Here is an 18,609-nt window from a genome sequence, read left to right as displayed (position 1 = left end):
TGAAGCAAAACTATCTCAGCAAAAGCGCGCCAACGTTCGGAATTTGTCCGAGGAGGTTCACTTTTGCAAATCCGAACAAACTAAATCGATGGGGTACTGAAATCTATTGAAGCGATTTGAGGTAGCCTCTTGGCGTTAAGCCCATGTGCTTTTTAAAGAAGGTATTGAATACGGTCTTTGAATTGAACCCACTCTCGTAGGCCAAGCCTTCGATGGTGAGATGACTATTCTCCTTGTTTGCAGCTATTTCTTTGAATGCTTCCAAACGGAGCGAGTTGATAAACTCGTTGTAGTTACTTCCCATTTTTTGGTTGAGCACCCATGAAAGCTGATTGGAATGCACTTGCAGCCTTTCGGCTAGCTTCCTCAGTGATAGATCAGGATCAAGGTATATCTTCTCTTCACGGATGAGATGAGAAAGCTTCTGTTCTATTTGGTCCGCTAAGTCTCGATCTACTCCGGCAGAATTAATGGTTTTGACTTTTTCGGTTTCGGCAGTACCATAAATCTTTTCGTGCAAGATATTGTATCGCTTATCGTTCCTGAAATTTTTAGCCAGAGGATCGGTATAACGCAACAGCAGTAAGGAGGATTTTTTCTCAAGGGCCTGTTCTACCCATTCAAATGCTTTGTCGTTATCGCCTTGAATGGCATAAACAAAAAACAAAAGTGAATCACCGGCAAACCCTTCAGGCTTTTGTGCCAGGGCGTGAAGGGATTCTAAATGTCGCGTACTCTCTTCCTGATGTCCACCCAAGATATGACCAAGCGTTATAAGCCCAAGCTTTTCGCCATCAGGCATGGTATTGTCCGGCACTTTATCGAGAAATGAAAAGAACTCTACTACTTTGCCTTGAGCGAGGAGGACTTGCGATTTAATGGAAGTGGCGGGAATATTCTTGGGATTCTTTTCGAGAATACCATTGAGTATGCCTAAGGCAACTTCGTACTCCTCAATCATGTAATGCAAGTAGGCTTTGAAAAAACGCGTCTCATCGGAAAGTGGATTGATCCCGACCGCCTGCTCGACTTCATCGAAAGCACCCTCCTTATCTCCTTTAAGAATCAAAAGGAAAGACAAGAATTCCCGAGCAGTGGCATTGTTGGGGTTCAGCTCGACGGCTTTATTCATCTCTGAGAGTGACTTCTCAAAATCTGACTCTATGAAAAAAGCGAGATTAGACAATTGATAGTGAATTCCCGAAAGGTTGCCGTTCAAGTGCAGCGCTTGCTGTGTGTACTCTGCTGTTTTCTGCCAACCCTCTTCATATGAGAGGACACCTGTTGTGCCCAAGAACCCATAGCTATTGGCTAGCCCCAAGAATGCATCGGCATAATTCGGATCTACCTCCAACGCTTTTCTGTAGAGTTTGATGGCGGCTTGCATATCAACGGGGTTCCACTTGTTTTCCAAATATCTGGCACGTAGAAAACAATCGTAGGCCGTAACGCTTTCCGTTTCCTTCTCTACCAAGTGGTCTTTGATAACCAGGTGACCGAATTGCTCCCTGATTTTTTCAGCTATTAAGAGGCTTATTTCGTCCTGAATATCGAAGAGGTCTTCCATGCTTCTATCCCAGGTTTCTGACCAGAAATGGAAATCATCTTCCACTTGAATGAGCTGCGCGGTGATTCTCAACTTAGTTCCCGAAAGGCGCACACTACCTTCCAAAATACTCGCCACACCCAGCTGACGACCGATTTCTTTGATGGGTAAGTTCTTGTCTTTGAAGAAAAAAGAAGAAGTACGTGAAGTCACCTTCAGTCCATCGATCTTCGCCAAGGCATTGATAATCTCTTCGGAAATCCCATCACTGAAATAAGCATTTTCCTTATCGGAACTCATATTTACAAAGGGAAGAACGGCTATAGACTTGTCTTTCCTGCCTTCATCGGTTGAAAAAGATGGCAAGACAATACCCTCGTTACTGATAGCGAAGACTTCAACAGGATTCACGATATTTTTGAACTGGTATACTCCTATTGATTGGGTACTAATGTCCTTTTGATTCTGCAGTTCCTCGTTGAGTCTTCCCGATACCAAAATCGATCCGGCAGTTGCGATGTTTTCAATACGAGAGGCCAAATTCACGCCGTCCCCATAAACTTCCTGATCTGAATGAACCACATCTCCGAGGTGAATTCCAATTCGCAGATCGACCTTTGGTGATCTGTCTCTCAGGCTTTTTTGAATTTTAATGGCACAGGCTACCGCATCTACTGCGCTGCTGAATACACTTAAGGTGCCATCGCCGTAGTACTGTAGAATGTCACCATTAAAATCGCTGTGGCTCTGATTGAATACTTCTCGATGTCGAGCCCTCACTTCCACGGCTCGCTCTTCATCCGCCTGCATCAAGGCTGTATACCCTACGATATCGGTGAACATGATGGCGGTGAGCTTTCGAGACTTTTTCATTGAGCGATAAATATACGGGTAGTCGCTATCGAATTGCAAAGTAAATGGAATCCTTTTCCCTACACACTTACGCCAAACAAATAACCCACGAGTGCGGTGAGTCCCATGGCGATAGTACCCCAGAAGGTGATTCTCATAACAGCCGTAGAAATGCGGGAACCTCCAGCCTTAGCGGAAAAACTCCCCAACAAGATCAGAAAGAACAAAGCCGAACCATAGAGGGTATACACCATGAATTGAAGTGGAAAAAAAAGGGCTACCAAAAATGGCAGAGCTCCTCCAACGGTAAATGCCGATCCCGATGAAAAGGCCGCTTGTATGGGGTTTGCCTTGTTCATTTCATTGATACCCAATTCATCGCGAACGTGGGCGCCGAGCGCATCGTGTTCGGTGAGTTCTTTGGCTACGAGCAGGGCGGTTTCTTTCTTGAGTCCTCTTGTTTCGTAGATATGTGTGAGTCTTTGCAGTTCCAATTCAGGCGTATCCCTGAGCTCTTGGCGCTCTCTTTCAATGTCGGCATCCTCCACATCTGTTTGAGAGCTGACTGATACATACTCGCCTGCTGCCATGGAAAGAGCCCCGGCCACCAATCCCGCCAAACTTGCTAGAACAATCGGTTCCCTCCCGTCACTAGCTGCTGCCACACCTATCGCGATGGAAGCAGTTGAGAGAATCCCATCATTCGCCCCAAGTACAGCGGCTCTAAGCCAATTGCTCTTGTGGATGTAGTGGTTCTCAATGTGGGCTTCTAATTCTTCTTCGGGGTTCTTCATTTGAAGCTAAAGCTTAATTAATACCGAAAGGTAATTGATTCAAGTCAACGTTTCCTCCCGTGATGATAATACCAATTTTCTGATGTTGGAATTGCTCCTTTTCTTTGATCAAGGCAGCCAGTGGAACGGCGCAGGAAGGCTCGCAGACTATTTTCAATCTTGTCCAAATGAGGCGCATGGCATCCACGATTTCGACTTCGGATACCCGAATGATACGCTCTACTCCTTTCTGAATAATGGGAAAGTTTTGATCTCCCAGATTCGTTCTCAATCCGTCGGCAATGGTATTGGCCGTTTCGTTGGTTTCAATTTTTCCGCTTTGAAGCGAACGGAAGGCATCATCGGCCTCCATGGGCTCGCCACCGTATACTTTACAATCAGTACCGAAGAACTCAGCGGCCAATGCTGTGCCTGCTATCAGTCCGCCTCCACCTATCGGGGCGAAAATCGCGTTAAGCTGAGGGTATTCCTCTAACAATTCTTTGGCCGAGGTACCTTGACCAATAATTACTTCCAAATCATTGGAAGGATGGATGAAGGTGGCCCCCTTCTCGCTGGTGATTTTAGCGGCAGCCGCTTCACGCGCTTCCAATGTAGCTTCGCATTCGGTGATGATTCCGCCGTATCCGCTTACGGCATCCTTCTTCACCTGCGGCGCATTCGCAGGCATTACGATGTAGGCTTTTACACCAATACTTCTTGCGGCCAAGGCCAGCGCTTGACCGTGATTTCCCGATGAATGGGTCACCACTCCCCTGCTTCGCTGCTCATCGGTAAGCTGTAAAACGGCATTTGTGGCTCCGCGCATTTTAAAGGCACCCATCTTTTGGAAGTTCTCGCATTTGAAGAAAACTTCGGCCCCAACCAACTCGTTGATCAGTGTAGAAGTGAGCACGGGTGTATGATGAATAAAGGGACGAATTCTATCGTGAGCAGCGAGTAGTCGATTGCGGTTCATAAGGCAAAGCTATAAAATGAGGAGCTGCTTTTGCCCTAGGCTTCGATTGCCAATTGCCTGCCTTCTTCGGCAGCCTTCTTGTCCTTCTGAGTTCCAACCGCCATTCCAAATGGTATTCCTATGGGCAGGCCAATTGCAAACATTCCCATATTACCTGCTCCTCCTGCGATGGCCATGCCAATAGGAAGACCGAAAATGACCATCCCGAGTGCCATCCATAAATTGCGGTAGTGATTCTTGGCAACCAGCTTTTCCTTCTTTTCCAGTACCTGAAGGATATTGTAGCGTTTCTTTTGCAGTTGTGATTTCAGCTTCTTCGAATCTTCTACCTCATTTACCAATGCGGTATTCTTGTTGATCTCATCGATTGTCTCCGGCTTCAGATCCTTGTTTTCGATAGCGCTGAGAACTTCCACAAAACGATCGTATGCTGTCTTCAGACCTTTTTCAGGATCTGAAACAGCAAGGGGGCTTAAGCTTATCAAACTCATAGTAACGTTGAGGCTAGGTTTTTTAGAGAACTGCGAAAATACAATTTATCGCGGTGACCTCCGAGAAACCAATGTTCTCCTTAAACCTGAACTAATGGATCAATAGAGTTCTCTCTTCGGGAACTACTCGACCATCAGCTTTAGCGCACCCACCTTACTGACAGTGGATATCTGCGCGACGTATAGTCCGCTTGGCAGAGCAGACACATCCATCGATACATTCTGATTGTTTGGCTGCAACGCCAAAACTTCTCTTCCTTGAATATCAAATAGGATGATGGTGTTGATCTGCTCGCTATCTGAAGAGATCGTTACCTGATTCTTAGCAGGATTCGGGTAGCTGCGCACTCCATCGAGCTTGGAGAATTCAAATAAGCTATTCGGACCTGATTGCTGGATATCATCGAAGTAAAAAGTAGCAGTTGGCGAAGCATCGTTGGGCGTGCTGTATCCCAGCATCAAGGTGAGCACATTGTAAACAGGTGGATCTCCGGCGAAGTCCCAGTAGTAGGTCGCCCATTCGCCTGAAACAGTTGTGAAAACATCGCGCTCATTGGCAAATTCGTTGTTGGGAGCCTGTACTTTGAACTTCAGCAAAGTTCCTACCGGTGCGTCAGTGTAGACTTTCATGGAAATAGAAGTCAAGGTAGAAAAGTCAATAAAGCCGGTTAGGTTAAGTCGGCTCTGTGCCCATGGTGCTCCTCCGCTTCTTACGAAACGACCCACGGTAGCGCTGGGGTTTTCATCGGTTACAAACGGATTGGCGATAACATCCGTTACGGCACCAAACTCATTGGTAAAGTCGGAAGTAACGACGCTCTCTTCAAAATCTACGGGAAAGGTAGTGGCCACCGGATCGGGAATAGCGGGTCCTACAACCAGCTCCCAATCGTCAAATAGGAATGTCGAAGTGGCTGAGCCATCACCTACATTTCCAAAATCAAAACTGAGGTTTATCTCGTTGAACGGCAAAGTCTGCCCGTCAAAATTCCAAGTGGCTATTTCCCATTCACCGGACACGGTGGTGAGGTAATCCAGATTGTACAATCCTTCGGGACCTTGCAGTTCCATTTTGATGCGCGTACCAACGGGAGCGCTGGTAAAGACCTTCATGGACATTACCCAAGAGGTTGAGAGATCAAGGTTATCGGCAAGTAGTAGCTTACTACCCGCCCAGAACTGACCGCCATCTTTTACCACTTCGCAAACTGTATTACTCGTGTTGATTCCTCCTACTTCAGGATTTGGGATAACTGCTGCAACGGCGCCCGCGTAATTCAGAAAATCGCTGCTTACCACATCTCCTTCAAAATCGATGGGCAAAGTAGCCGGTATCGGTGCCGGAGGTCCTGCGATTTGCTCCACATCGTCAAAGTAGAACGTTGACGCTTCCGAACCATCACCTACATTTCCGAAGTCAAACATGAATACTACTTCGTTTAAGGTGTTGGGCGTTCCCGCGAAAACCCATTCGATGGTTTCCCACTCGCCCGAAACCGTAGTAGGCATATCTACTTCGGCAAAACCGTTGGCGCTTTCTAGCTTGAATTTAACGATCGTTCCAACAGGAGCAGTCGTGTAGACCTTCATGGAAAGAACTGTATTCACTGAAAAGTCCAGGTTATCGTCCAAGATAATTTTGCTTCCGCCAAAAATGTCGCCTCCGTCTCTTACGATTTGAGCTACCGTAGCGCTCGTATTGATTCCCGTGGCAGATGGATTGGCCAAAACAGTGGCTACACCTCCATCGAAGTCAACAAAGTCAGAAGTCGTAATGTCTCCTTCAAAATCGAAGGGTAGGCTTTGTGAAAAAACAAAGGAAGATGTGAAGAGGCCAAGAATGAGGGCGATTTTTTTCATGATGACAAGCTAAAAAGTGATGGGATAGAAACGTGTTGATAGATTTAAGACCGTCTTCTCAATAAAGGAATAGTCATGACCAATTTTAGTCAGGGACGAAGCTAAATAAAATAGTTATTGTCCAATGGACATTAACCCCATAGAAAAAGGGTTTTAAAGAAATGATGTAGTGAAGATGTGATTGATGTAGGTGTGAGGTTTGTATTGCGTAGTCCGTAATGATCAGTAGTTTGTCTTTAGTACTACTGAAAATCCATACAAGCAGGGAAAAGTATGGCCGAAAGGATTTAGTCTTTATCTACTATTGTCATTGTTCTGGAGTAGCCATCGTGCATGCCGTAGGCCCCAACCCAATAAGAGAGCACATCGAAATGGAAAAATCTACAAAGAGATCTAACCGCAATATTCTTAGACTTCGGTGGCTCTCCATCCAGATCTACAACCTTCGTGTTGGTCATCATTTTGCCAATTGTCTTTTGATACTTCAACTCGAGGATGTAGTAGTAGAAAAACGAAAAGAAGAAATAGGACAACACCTCGTAGACATTGCTTGTAACAAAATCATAAATTGACGTTATCACTACAACAATAAACGTGTCAACCATCAGATTGATAACCCGATATGGCTTATCTGCCTGCGTCAAGTCTTACCTATTCTGCCGGTACAGGAAATCCTCGGTCGCGCATCAATGCATCGATCTTGGCATCGCGGCCTCTGAACAAGCGGTATGCTTCTGCAGGATCCATGGCATTCCGAGGAGCGAAGAGATACTTCACCATTTTGTCGGCTAGTTCCTCGTCGTAAAATCCTCCCGGTGCTTCGGCAAATGCTTCTACTGCATCGGAAGTAAGCACATCGGCCCACATGTATCCATAGTAAGCGGTGGCATAGCCCTCACCTGAGAATACGTGACCAAACTGCGGTGTGCGGTGACGCATCGGCAATTCAGATGGCATGTTGAGGTCTGCAAGCGTTTCGCGTTCAAACTTGTCGATATCGATATTCTCGGGATCAGCCAGGTGAAGTTTCATATCCATCAAGGCGGAAGCCAAGTACTCAGTTGTTGAGAACCCTTGATTGAATGTCGATGCTTTCTTGATTTTCGCGACTAGCTCGGCTGGCATCGGTTCGCCTGTTTCGCTGCTAACCAAGTAATTGTCGATGACTTCGTCAGTGGCTAGCCAGCGCTCTAGCAGCTGCGACTGGAACTCAGTGTAGTCGCGCACTCCGCCGTTAAGTGTAGGGTACTTTACATTGGCAGAAAAGAAGTGCAACGCGTGGCCAAACTCGTGGAAGAAGGTAGTGGCATCATCCCACGATACCAAGAGCGCTTCGCCCGGAGCGGGCTTTACAAAATTGGAGTTATTGGAGGCGAGTACATTCTTCTCTCCGTCAAAATTGGAATAGCTGCGGTACGTGGTAGCCCAAGCTCCTGATCGTTTTCCTTCACGGGCATATGGGTCAAGGTACCAAAGTCCTACATTCTCTCCGGTGGTCTTGTCGTTTACTTCCCACACTTTAACGTCTTCGTGGAAAACGGGAACCGTACCTTCGGGAACGGGTGTAAATGAATAATTGAACAGTCTGCCCGCCACGTAGTGCATGGCTTCCGTCAGGTTATCCAACTGAAGGTATTTCTTCACCTCGTCCGAATCGAGGTCGTATTTCTCCTGACGAACTTTTTCCGCGTAATAGCGGTAGTCCCAAGGTTCGATGGTGATGTCGGCGCCATTCTGATCGGCTACGGCTTGCATATCGGCTACCTCTTCTGCTACGCGCGCAATGGCGGCGGGCCAAACGGCTTCCATCAGTCCCATGGCGTTTTCAGGAGTTTTGGCCATACGGTCTTGGAGGCGCCACTCGGCGTAGTTTTCGTAACCCAAGAGTTCTACGCGCTCTCTGCGCAACTTGAGCATCTCGGCAATCAGGGCATTGTTGTCGTATTCATCTCCATTGTCCCCGCGGGAGTAGTAGTTTTCCCATACCTGTCTGCGCAATCCGCGCTCGGTAGAATAGGTAAGAAAAGGATCCATCGACGAACGTGTGTTGGTAATGGCGTACTTCCCTTCTTGTCCTTTGTCGGTGGCAATTCTGGCAGCCGATTTGACAAATCCATCAGACAATCCACCCAATTGATCTTCGGTCAGGTAAGTCACGTAGTTTTCCTCGTCGTGCAATACATTGTTGGAGAACTTGGTGTACAAGCTCGATAGCTCTTTGTTGATCTCCGCATAGCGTTCTTTCTTGGCTTCATCAAGCTCTGCACCGTTCATTTCAAACTGCTTGTAAGTCAAGTCGACCACCCGTTGCTGATCGGCGGGCAGTGGCGTAGTTTGCGAAGCATCATAAACAGCTTTGATGCGCTGAAAAAGCTTTTCGTTTTGCGAAATCTTTGAACGAAACTCCGAGAATAGCGGTGCTAACTCAGATTGAATTTCCCGAAACTCAGGGCTGGACATATTGCTGCTCCAGATTCCGTAGTAGGTGGAAGCGAGGTTGAGCTCCTCTCCCGCTCTTTCCATCGCCACAATGGTATTCTCAAAGGTGGGAGGCTCAGGATTATTGGCAATGGCCTCGATATCTTCCAAGTTCATTTCCATTCCTTTCAGCATCGCGGGCTTAACATCCGCTACATTCATTTGGTCAAATGCTGGAACACCTCCGTAAGGTCCCGTCCATTCTTTGAGGAGAATATTGTCGACTGTTGTTTCGGTGGTTTCTTCGTTTGATGTAGTCGGTTCTTGCGTACAGCTAGCCATGGCCATGATGCTTAGTGAAAGGAAAAATAAGGGTATGGGTCTTGAACGAAATATCATGATGGAAATTTTGCCCGCAAGGTAACGAGAAAATTGGGGGTGAGAAGGTAGCACCGCGCAAAAACCATTCGGCTGAGGCGAAAGAAGATTCTAGTCTTTCATTGGAATTGACGAGGGTGGATGAATTAGTGTGATCAGTCCACCTCCGACCTTTTTTTCGTGCCTCAAAAAAGCCCACCTGAGTCACTTGCTGCGCTGCGTGAGAGCGCTTCGATTAGCTCTCCGAAGAGGGTAATAGCCCAGATTTTAGCAAATATTCAGTTTGCTCATTAAATTGACCTTTTGTCTTCCTTTTGTCTTGATACAAAAGGAACAAAAAATCAGAACCGAAAAATGCTTCTGCCCGCTTTTCGGTTCGGGCCTGCGCACTGTTAGATCGAGGCAGTGAATCAATATTACATCAATAAAAAGCCTCATTTCGCTGTGCCTTAATACTTTTAACTGGTCTGGATTCGGAAACTCAAGTCAAAGAATAAAATGATAGAAAAGGCGAAAGGCTTTTTTGCATTTGTGTGGGTCGTCAGACTCCAAAGGAGGACAGGTGCCCAACGTGATTTTTGGTATAGTTAAAATCTGGATTAAGATAGAAATTAGATTAAAAATAGGTACGCGGTGCTTGTCTCCCTTTGGACCTGTCTGCCTCATGCGTGAGGGAGTGGATTTGACGGAGCTTGCGGAGGAGAAGTCGAGGGTGGATAAAATTTCGTGTGTTCTCACTTCAAACTTAGCAAGGAAAGAACAATCTCAGCTAGCGCATAACTGTGTGTAAGGAGTAACTCCAGAAATGTTGATTAAAATTATTTATTGGAATTGACGAAGGTGGAAACATCCCACCAGTGCATTATGGATAGGCCGTTCCTTTGTTATAGATCACAGGCATCTGTCCTTTCCACTTGTTCCAAGTATCCGCATCTGTAATAAGGTCGGCCATAAAGTGGCCCACGTTGATTCGACTGACTTCGCCATCGTCAACGATACTTCTGGTCGGCGAGGGATACACTTCTATTTCAGATGCCTTGTCGGCATCAATCAATGATGATGGGCGAACGGCAACCCATTCGATGGCTTTATCGTTTTGACCAATCACCGTTCTTAGGTGTTCTGCTGCTTTTTCATTGTCCACTTGCGGAGGAAGCACAATTCTCAGAAATCCGATCAAACACTTTTGGGCAAATGGAACAGATTCATGGAGATCTCGATTGCGGTTGGCCACCGTATTCATCAGGACGTATTTGGTCGGGACTTCGGATGGACTGGCCTTGATAGCAGCACACAACCGCTGAGTAGCCTCCGTGACAAGTCGGCGCGGTTTGCCAAAAATTCCCTTTAAGGTTATGTTGTGCCCAAGGCAAGAAGCTACTGCGCCGCATCCTGAGACATGTTGTTGCATCTCTGCATCCGATAGTTCAAGAATACTTGCACGGATGATGGTCAAGCCCTCGTGATTCTTTACCGTATCCGGAAGCTTTTCAGGAGACCGCACGATCACCTTGACATGCTGATTGCGGTTGAGCAATTCTTCTACTAACCTTGTACCGGTTGCGCCGCTCGCTCCTACTACCATGGTGTTTAGTTCTTTCATGTTATCTCTTTATTTCGAGCTTTTTAATTAGGGTGATATGTCCCTTTTATTATCTCGTGGCATCAGGCCAAGTGTTCTCTACGCTACGAAAGAACCTGCCGGCAGGCAGGCGAACTCACCAAAGATAAACTCAAAGGAGCAGGTGACTTTCTCTACGGTCTTTTTCTTTCGTTATTCTTTTAGTTCGTGTTGATAGACATTCAAATCATCAATCAAGAGATCAATTCCTTCCGAGGCCTGTTTGAATCGACTATTTAGGCGAAGTATCCCATCTCTATAAACCTCTAAGTAAGAAATATACTCTATGCTGTTATCTTTTATTAGCAAATGGATTTCCTCCGTGCTCAAGCTACTGTCGGCAAGCCCGTTTGGTATGAGAAAATCAAACTTAAATTGAGTGGAATATTCCGTTATTTTCTCATAAGCTGCTTTCAGTCCGGTGAAATTACCTCTGTAAACATCATCCACTTGTTTTAACAAACTATCGGGCAATCGCTCCCATAGGTCAGAGTTTGTTAAACTCTCTAGTGCGGGTGATTTTTCAATGAAAAACGCTCCATCACCACTAAGGATAAAAATTGAGCGTTTTAGATTCAGCGTATCAATACTTTTATACTTAGCCCAATGATCAATTATGATATCGGTTTGGCTAATCAAGGATTTTCCATATTCAAAATCAGAAATGATTTCTTCATCCTTCGCCTTTAGATCAGATATTAATGCTCTGATTGATTGATAATCTGACTTTTTTTCTACTCTGCCATTGTTCCAGTTGTTAATCTGCAGTGCAATCAATATCCCGATAACTACAAGAATAATTTCTCCAATAGCATATTTCAAATATTTACCTGTTTTTCCTTCCATGAATAGTTGCTGCCTGATTTGTCTGAATACTTTAATCATTGATTCATGTTTGGTTCGATGAAGACTCTATATTTAAAACACGCACAGCTGTGCAAGCTATTCAGTTATTAGAAATGCCTTTCTTGACAATCACCACATTGCTGCAATCCCCCAAATATCTAAATAATCCGCTGCGCTGGGCTTAAGTCGCCCATAAGGTGAGCCCATAGATGATAAATCGGTAGAATAAATTCACCAACAGAATGGAGAGCATCACGCCAAAGCCAGCGGGTATGGACCAGTACCAGCGAATGGCCATAAATCGTTTGATGCTAAGCGTGGCGTAAATCAGCGGGATCACGAGTATAAAGAATGTACTGGGCAAAACGGAGTAAAGGAAGGTACTGACGTCTTCCGGGAAAAGATCAAACAGGTCGTAAACCCAATCAAGCAGCACCAAACTGAATAGAAACAGAGAGAAAAAGTGGAAGGTAAAAATCAGGCTATCGTAATAAAACCGACGCTTCTTAAAGGCCACCAAGTAAACAAAAAATGCAACCAAGGGAACATTGATAATCAGGATGGACTTGGAAATGGTGTCGCTCATCTTTTGATAAGATACTGCATAGGTATTCCCGTCCAGACCTTCATTCTGGATTTTGGCAATGGCCCATTCTTTCGTCCATTCGCTGTAGGGTTGTGAATAAATCTGATCATACAACGACAACGAGTAATCTGATAGTGGATTGACCAAGAAATACACCAAGTTGAACAGCAGGAACAAACTGATAGGCGAGATAAACTTCTTGCGTTTTCCCGCCAAAAACTCTACGGTCATCTGTCCTGGCTTGGCAAAAGAATACCAGAGACTGATCAAAAGGCGGTTGTCTAAAAAGAAGATGCTACTGAAAAACTCGCCAAATAGCCGACCAACCGAACGATCGGAATTATCGCGCATGCTCTGCCCACAGTTGCTGCAGAAGTTTCCTTCTATGGAAGCGCCGCAGTTTAAGCAGGTGGTTGGTACAATGTCTTGGCCGTTCTCCATTTGATTGCGCTAAAAGTAATAAAGTGGAGGGTAGTTTGGGGGGGATGAATATTGTGCAGAACAAATGGCGCCACCGCTTTTTGATGTTGTCAACCGAGGAACTACCTTGGTAGAAACCTGCAGACATCAGGTTAAATCTTGTTGGAAAACCGATTTGGTTTTACTCTAGAATACAGGGCGAATACACGCTTTTGCACAAAAAAAACCCTCACCAATACGGCAAGGGTTTTTTCGTTTTCAGATGGCTTTCCTGTTTCATAGCTCATCATCAGTGGCACACGCGTCTCACTACGCGGCCATTATAAGTGCTACATCGCTGTAGGCACTTTGCTTTTGACCGTTTATGGCCTTTACGCGGAAGCGGTATTGAGTACCCATATTCAAATCGGTAACCAAGGCGCGACTTTGCGAGGTAACCACTCCCGGTGTCCATACGGCTGCGGGATTGGCGGGGTCATCACTCGTGTATTCTACTTGGTAAGCCTTGGCATACGGCACTACTTTCCAATCCAGATTGATCTCACCTGCCTTATCGCTGCGTTTGGCTATCAGGTCAATGGGTTGTGAAAGGTTTCCGGATGGTTCGGGTAGTTTTTGCACTTCGAAGCCCGAGCTTAGGATAACGTCCTTATCGCCCTTGGCGGTGAAGCTTACATAAGCGGATAGTTCTTTGAGCAACTCGCGCAGCTGATCTGCTGCCTGGTCGCGTCGGCTGATGGCGCGTCTATCGCCAAAGGCCGATTTCTCGTTCCACTCTTTGAGTACATTCGACGCGGCCAGTACATCGGCCAGATCGGGCTCGGGAGTGGGGAAACTCGCGTTTCCATTCATGTTTACCATGATCAACTCGGCTTTATCAACCAGTTGACTTGAATTGAGGCCTGTCAGGCCCATCTTTAGTCTCCTTTTCATAGCGTTATTAATTTGGAGGGTTTATAAAATTCTTTCATGTTATGTCCTTCTCACGTGACAATAATTTCTACCAAAAGCCGAAAAAAAAGGTTGCAAAAAAATCAAGAAAAATACAGAAATTAGTTTACTTGAGCTTTTAAAGTGCAGATAATCAGTAGGTCGAGAAGGTTAAAAAAATAAAGAAAATTGTCTCACACTTCATTTTTTTTGATTCCTGCAACTGTTTTCTGGTACCAAGATTTACTTTTTTGATACCAAGATTTGCTTTTTTGATACCATGATTTGGTTTCTCGGTACCGAGATTTAATTTTTTGGTACCGAGATCGCGGCTATTGATGTCACTGACGGGACGATAAGTACTGAAATTGCCGCAACTGATATCGAAAATGCCTCGGTGCATGCCGATGCCGCCTCAATAGCTAGTAGAAAGTTGGTGACCACGATAATGGCGGGTAGATTAGTGCAGGGTGGTATACCCTACGCAGCGGATTTTCTTATTTTTGAGGATGACCAAAGCCGATTGGATGAAGTGGGATCTCGACAGGAATGTTTTGGTAGTGGACTACCGCAGGGTTACAAACCCAGCGGAGCAGGGTAGGTCAAATCCTATAATTAAGTACAACGCCATGGCTATGCTCAGTGTCCCGAAGGGCATTGCGTATAGGCGATGTTGTGCTTAGTTATTCAATTTTCTGTTCCATAGTATTCATCACATTCCGAACAAACTCCATTAGCGTTATCTAATTCCAATTCTTTATCACAGCGTGCACAATTATTTTTTCTGTGAATTTTTTTGTCTCTTATTTCCAAATGGTCTAAAATCACAGAATCGGATATTTCAAGTTTACAAAATTGACATTTTAGTTTTTTAACCTCGAATCCAATTATAATCTCATCTTTCTCAAAAGGGTTATATTCTTTAATAGGTTTTAAATAGATAACTGCACTGTTTTCGCAAGAAGGACATTTTGTTGTTTCTTTGAATGAAGTACTCAAGATGTTTTTAGTAACTTCTTCTTTGTCAGATATGAACCCATCGTTTCCTTTTAATGATAACCAGGTTTCTTGTTGTGCCTCAAGGATGAGTTTTAATTTCTTTTCTAAATCAGTTTGTAAAGTGCTTGATAGTTTTGAAAGTTTAATGTGTGAACCATCAAAGAAATGTCCCTTTTTTATAGATAATTCAGTTGAAATCTCCTTTAAGAAAGGATAAAAATCTCTCTGAAGAATTTCTTTCAAAGAGTTAATATCTAGTCGATTGAGTTCGTGGTGCACAATTATATCTCTGGCATTCGAAATATTGAATAGGAGATTTTTATTGTCATAACAAACTTTTGAAATGTGTTGAGCTCTTAACAGGCTATTGCGGAACGTTATTACATCTTCATTTGGGTTGGCTGCTAGTTCCTTTGATGTTTTACTTTCCGCAATGATTTTTTCTTCGTAAAGGCATTGCAAAGAATGTTTGAAATCTGGTTCAATTAATATATAAATTGGATTGATGTCATATAAAATACCCTTCAATAATCTTTCTAAACCCAAAGCAAAATTTAAAGTCAACTGAATTACTTGAAAATCATCCAAATTCTTTTGGATTCCGATTGAAACCAATTTAAAAAACTTTCCAGAGTCAGAGAGATATGTATTCATTCAATTCATTTTTTCTAATTGCCCACAACGGTTGTATATTAGCAGTAGCGTCAAGCAGGGCGCTATTGCTTCGGTTTTGTTGTGCATAGTCTTTTATTTCTTCCAATTATAAGTGAGCTCACCCTTTTTGCAACTTACTTGTTTAGCTCCTTCATCATAATATCGAAGTGAAACAGGTGAACTACATACATTACAATTAAACAACTTCTCGAAGTCAAGCACATCTTGCCAAAAAGCCTTCATATCCCCAAAAGATGGGTCTGTGGTGCTGTCATGTGAATCCTTATTGCCGATGAACAATGAGCCTAACAACCTACCAATAACTGGTTCTGTCTGCAACTCGGTACATTTCCGCTTGGCGATAGTCCCTGTGAGTTCTGTTAACATTTCAAACGCCATGCGGTCTTCATTGACGTCATTAAACCTGTAAGATACCTTAACTTCTAAGTTAAAAGCAATATGCTTAAGGAGATGTTCTAAGTATTTTCTAGTATCATTTCCCAGTCCGTATTCATCACGGTCGGATATTTTCTTTTCTATTCTCTCCCTGAGTGACTGCGGAGATTCGTCCATATAGGTTCCTTTGACCTCATTGTGCTTGATTGTCTTTACTTCCCAGTTCTTGTTACGTACTAGGTTCTTGACTATATCGAACCACGTCTTTTCGTGGGTTAGTAGAATAATTTGGTAGTCACCATACTTTTCAATGAGAAGATCCGCAAATCTTTTCCTATGATTTGCATCGAAACTGGAAATAACATCATCCAGTATCATGAACTTATTTTCTTTGTTAAAGGCCTCTACTGAAGTAAGAAAAAATGCTAGCCCCAAGCAGTTTATATGCGATTCACTTAAAAACTTGTGGGGTGGAGTAACATCTTTATTATCGAGAAAATCAAATTGAATAGTAATACCCGAAAGCTCGTTGTTCTTTTCGAGGGGAATCAGCTTAATATTCTCAACCTTTTCACCTGGATTCAGGAATTGATATATCTCATCTATTTTTTCAGAAAAGTTGTCTAAAAAGGCATCCAATGCTTCCTTCTGCTTGTTCAGAAATCTGCGATAAACTACTTCCAAGGTATCACGCTGTTTTTCGTAGGCATTTTTCTCTTTTCGCAAACGAAGGATTTGAGCGAATGCACGGGATGCGGTATAAATTTTCCCATAAGCTTCCCACTTAGGGTCTTTTTTTCTCGATTTCTTTATTTCTTCTAACTGAGCTTTGCAATCACTTGATAAGGTGTCAATAGGTTTCCTTCGCACTATCAAGTCAGCTTCGCTCTCGAGTTTGCTTTCACTGCCCACCTTGACTTTCACTGACCCTTGGTACTTATTAATTGCCTTGATAAGTGTCTCAATGTTAGATTTGAGGGCGGAATTTCCTGTTTCCCCGATGAGTTTGTCGTCCAATAAAGATTGTAATGGTCTTAAGGTATTTCTTATCTGTTGTTGGAATGATGTATTTGCATCATTTAGCTCCTTTGTCTCTTTTTTAATTTCTTCCAGCTCGGCTATCCTCGCTTCAATTTCATTGAGCAGAGCTTCTTTATCTTTATCCTGCTCACAGAGCGGACAGATGTTTTCGATATAGCTCTCTTTAGATACTAATTCCTTACCAGTAGTCAGAAGTTGTTCAATAGTTAGCTTCCGCAATTTGTCGATGTCAGAAACGATTGCATCGAACTTGGATTTGTAATCATTATACTGAGTTTCTACTTCTTCGAGATTAGTAGGAAGATTCACTAGGCTTTCTTCAATTTTTAGTAGAAAGGCTTCCTGCTTAACCACCTTACTATCGTCTGGCTTTTTAATTTTCTTAAGTACTTCGTTAATGTCTTTCAATACCTTGATTTCAATACCAAGATTAAAAGGTTCGACTATTTCATTTACAACTCCGATGAACTGTTCTGCCGTTGTTACATTTTGTCCAAACTGCTCGATGATTTGACTTTGCTGATGATTTATCAAATTGTCAAACCCTTTTGTTTTTATCTCCTTAGATAATCTATTGTAAACACCTCTTAGTGCATCTCTTGTGTCAGTTACTTTTGAATACCCAATTATCTCTGACAATGCGCGCAGTTTGTCAGTTTTTGAAGAAAGTACAAATGTCACCAACTCCTTATATCGAAGTGTGAGATTTTCTTCATGGGAATTTCTGAGATACGTTGCAAACTCATCTGAATCATTCGATAAAGTGGATTTTAGGCTCCCGTTCTTCAACTCAATAGTCTTTGCGCTATCTAATTGATATTTACTAAATTTCAATTCTAGTGTGCCAGGTTCCTCTTCATTTAAGAAAATATTTCGCAGTGCTTCGTATCCCTTACGCCCAATTTCTTCTCCCGCTAAGTGATCTATACGGTCGTAGAAGAACCAATCGAGGACGTCCGACAGAGAACTCTTTCCAGAACCATTATCACCATATAGCAAGGCCGACTTTCCGTTTAAATAAATTGAAAGGTCATTGCGAACACCACGCAGTCCTTTAACGCCTATGTTATTTAGTTTTACCATTTTCTTTCTTCTCCCTTAGCTCGGCAAGAGCATTGGTTAAATTACGGTCAGTAAGCTTCCCAGTTTCGTATAAGTTGATGATTGTTTCAGATGTTTCTTGATTGAGTTCCTCGTCCGCCTTTAAGTCCTCGAAAAACTCATCCAAAATTTCTTTTCCGCTTTTAATTTGAGTGTTCATTATTCAAAGTATTTCCAATCTACTGTAAGGACACTGTTTAAATCACTTTGTAGAATGTGATGGCCAGATTTGTTGTTGCAAATCGGATATACACCATAACGTTTAACAAAGTCTAGGATGAAGTAACTCTCCAAGTTCTCAATACTCAACGGCCACATTCTTTTAAGCATCTCAAAATTGATATAAGTGAAGTATAGGCTATTGACCTTACCATAACTAACAATTCCTTCATTACCAGATGTGCCTTCCAAATGTCCCTGTAGGCGTTTACCAATGCTATTTGTCTTTTTCTCACTCATCCCTATATATATCAACCTTGATTTATCGAAGGGGTAATGAACCTTAATCTCATTATTGAATATGAAGTAAAGGCCAGCAATCCCAACTAAGGGTTTGATGTTGCGAGGTTCAAATTTTTGTCCTTCATCAAAAAATATTTTAATCTCGGTCACTTGATTAGATTAAGCACAACGGTTTGCATATGGCTTGTGGCGGTTTAGAAGCACTTTCCTGTGCACCGAAACCAAAGCTGGCAACAGAGCGAAAACCTTGCTGTGG

The 18,609-nt window shown here is 43.5% G+C and carries 15 protein-coding genes; all 15 read right to left on the bottom strand.

Annotated features, from left to right (window positions below; genetic code table 11):
* Window positions 1–103 precede the first annotated feature (103 nt).
* Window positions 104–2,419: a helix-turn-helix domain-containing protein gene (locus O3Q51_06070; protein MCZ4408366.1), complete on the bottom strand. Its 2,316-nt coding sequence runs from the start codon at window positions 2,417–2,419 to the stop codon at window positions 104–106.
* A gap of 59 nt (window positions 2,420–2,478) precedes the next feature.
* Window positions 2,479–3,192 (bottom strand): VIT family protein, encoded by a 714-nt coding sequence (locus O3Q51_06065; protein ID MCZ4408365.1) that lies wholly within the window; start codon window positions 3,190–3,192, stop codon window positions 2,479–2,481.
* A 13-nt stretch (window positions 3,193–3,205) separates the two neighbouring features.
* Window positions 3,206–4,150: a pyridoxal-phosphate dependent enzyme gene (locus O3Q51_06060; protein MCZ4408364.1), complete on the bottom strand. Its 945-nt coding sequence runs from the start codon at window positions 4,148–4,150 to the stop codon at window positions 3,206–3,208.
* Between the two features lie 35 nt (window positions 4,151–4,185).
* Complete coding sequence (locus O3Q51_06055) at window positions 4,186–4,641, bottom strand: hypothetical protein (protein ID MCZ4408363.1); 456 nt, start codon at window positions 4,639–4,641, stop codon at window positions 4,186–4,188.
* 123 nt (window positions 4,642–4,764) lie between these two features.
* Window positions 4,765–6,501 (bottom strand): T9SS type A sorting domain-containing protein, encoded by a 1,737-nt coding sequence (locus tag O3Q51_06050; GenBank protein MCZ4408362.1) that lies wholly within the window; start codon window positions 6,499–6,501, stop codon window positions 4,765–4,767.
* 287 nt (window positions 6,502–6,788) lie between these two features.
* The gene (locus O3Q51_06045) at window positions 6,789–7,145 is read right to left on the bottom strand and encodes an RDD family protein (GenBank protein ID MCZ4408361.1); all 357 of its coding nucleotides are present in this window, start codon (window positions 7,143–7,145) and stop codon (window positions 6,789–6,791) included.
* Window positions 7,146–7,152: 7 nt separating this feature from the next.
* A complete protein-coding gene (locus tag O3Q51_06040; GenBank protein ID MCZ4408360.1) occupies window positions 7,153–9,261 on the bottom strand; it encodes a M3 family metallopeptidase in 2,109 nt (702 codons plus the stop codon).
* An 898-nt stretch (window positions 9,262–10,159) separates the two neighbouring features.
* The gene (locus tag O3Q51_06035; GenBank protein ID MCZ4408359.1) at window positions 10,160–10,900 is read right to left on the bottom strand and encodes an SDR family oxidoreductase; all 741 of its coding nucleotides are present in this window, start codon (window positions 10,898–10,900) and stop codon (window positions 10,160–10,162) included.
* Between the two features lie 171 nt (window positions 10,901–11,071).
* Window positions 11,072–11,803: a DUF6090 family protein gene (locus tag O3Q51_06030; GenBank protein MCZ4408358.1), complete on the bottom strand. Its 732-nt coding sequence runs from the start codon at window positions 11,801–11,803 to the stop codon at window positions 11,072–11,074.
* Window positions 11,804–11,945: 142 nt separating this feature from the next.
* Window positions 11,946–12,791, bottom strand: a complete 846-nt coding sequence (locus O3Q51_06025; protein MCZ4408357.1) for a DUF3667 domain-containing protein — start codon at window positions 12,789–12,791, stop codon at window positions 11,946–11,948.
* A 288-nt stretch (window positions 12,792–13,079) separates the two neighbouring features.
* Complete coding sequence (locus O3Q51_06020; GenBank protein ID MCZ4408356.1) at window positions 13,080–13,703, bottom strand: fibronectin type III domain-containing protein; 624 nt, start codon at window positions 13,701–13,703, stop codon at window positions 13,080–13,082.
* 684 nt (window positions 13,704–14,387) lie between these two features.
* Window positions 14,388–15,353, bottom strand: coding sequence for a hypothetical protein (locus O3Q51_06015; GenBank protein MCZ4408355.1), 966 nt, complete (start codon window positions 15,351–15,353; stop codon window positions 14,388–14,390).
* A gap of 93 nt (window positions 15,354–15,446) precedes the next feature.
* Complete coding sequence (locus O3Q51_06010; GenBank protein ID MCZ4408354.1) at window positions 15,447–17,873, bottom strand: AAA family ATPase; 2,427 nt, start codon at window positions 17,871–17,873, stop codon at window positions 15,447–15,449.
* Window positions 17,857–18,051: a hypothetical protein gene (locus tag O3Q51_06005; protein ID MCZ4408353.1), complete on the bottom strand. Its 195-nt coding sequence runs from the start codon at window positions 18,049–18,051 to the stop codon at window positions 17,857–17,859. Before O3Q51_06005 ends, O3Q51_06010 begins: the two co-directional genes overlap by 17 nt.
* Window positions 18,051–18,503, bottom strand: a complete 453-nt coding sequence (locus O3Q51_06000; GenBank protein MCZ4408352.1) for a hypothetical protein — start codon at window positions 18,501–18,503, stop codon at window positions 18,051–18,053. The genes O3Q51_06005 and O3Q51_06000 overlap by 1 nt, the downstream gene beginning before the upstream one ends.
* Window positions 18,504–18,609: the final 106 nt, after the last annotated feature.

The organism is Cryomorphaceae bacterium 1068 (genome assembly GCA_027214385.1).
Lineage (GTDB): Bacteria > Bacteroidota > Bacteroidia > Flavobacteriales_D > Cryomorphaceae > JAKVAV01.
The sequence above is the reverse complement of the archived record's forward strand: the minus strand, read 5'-3'. Positions and strand labels throughout refer to the sequence as shown.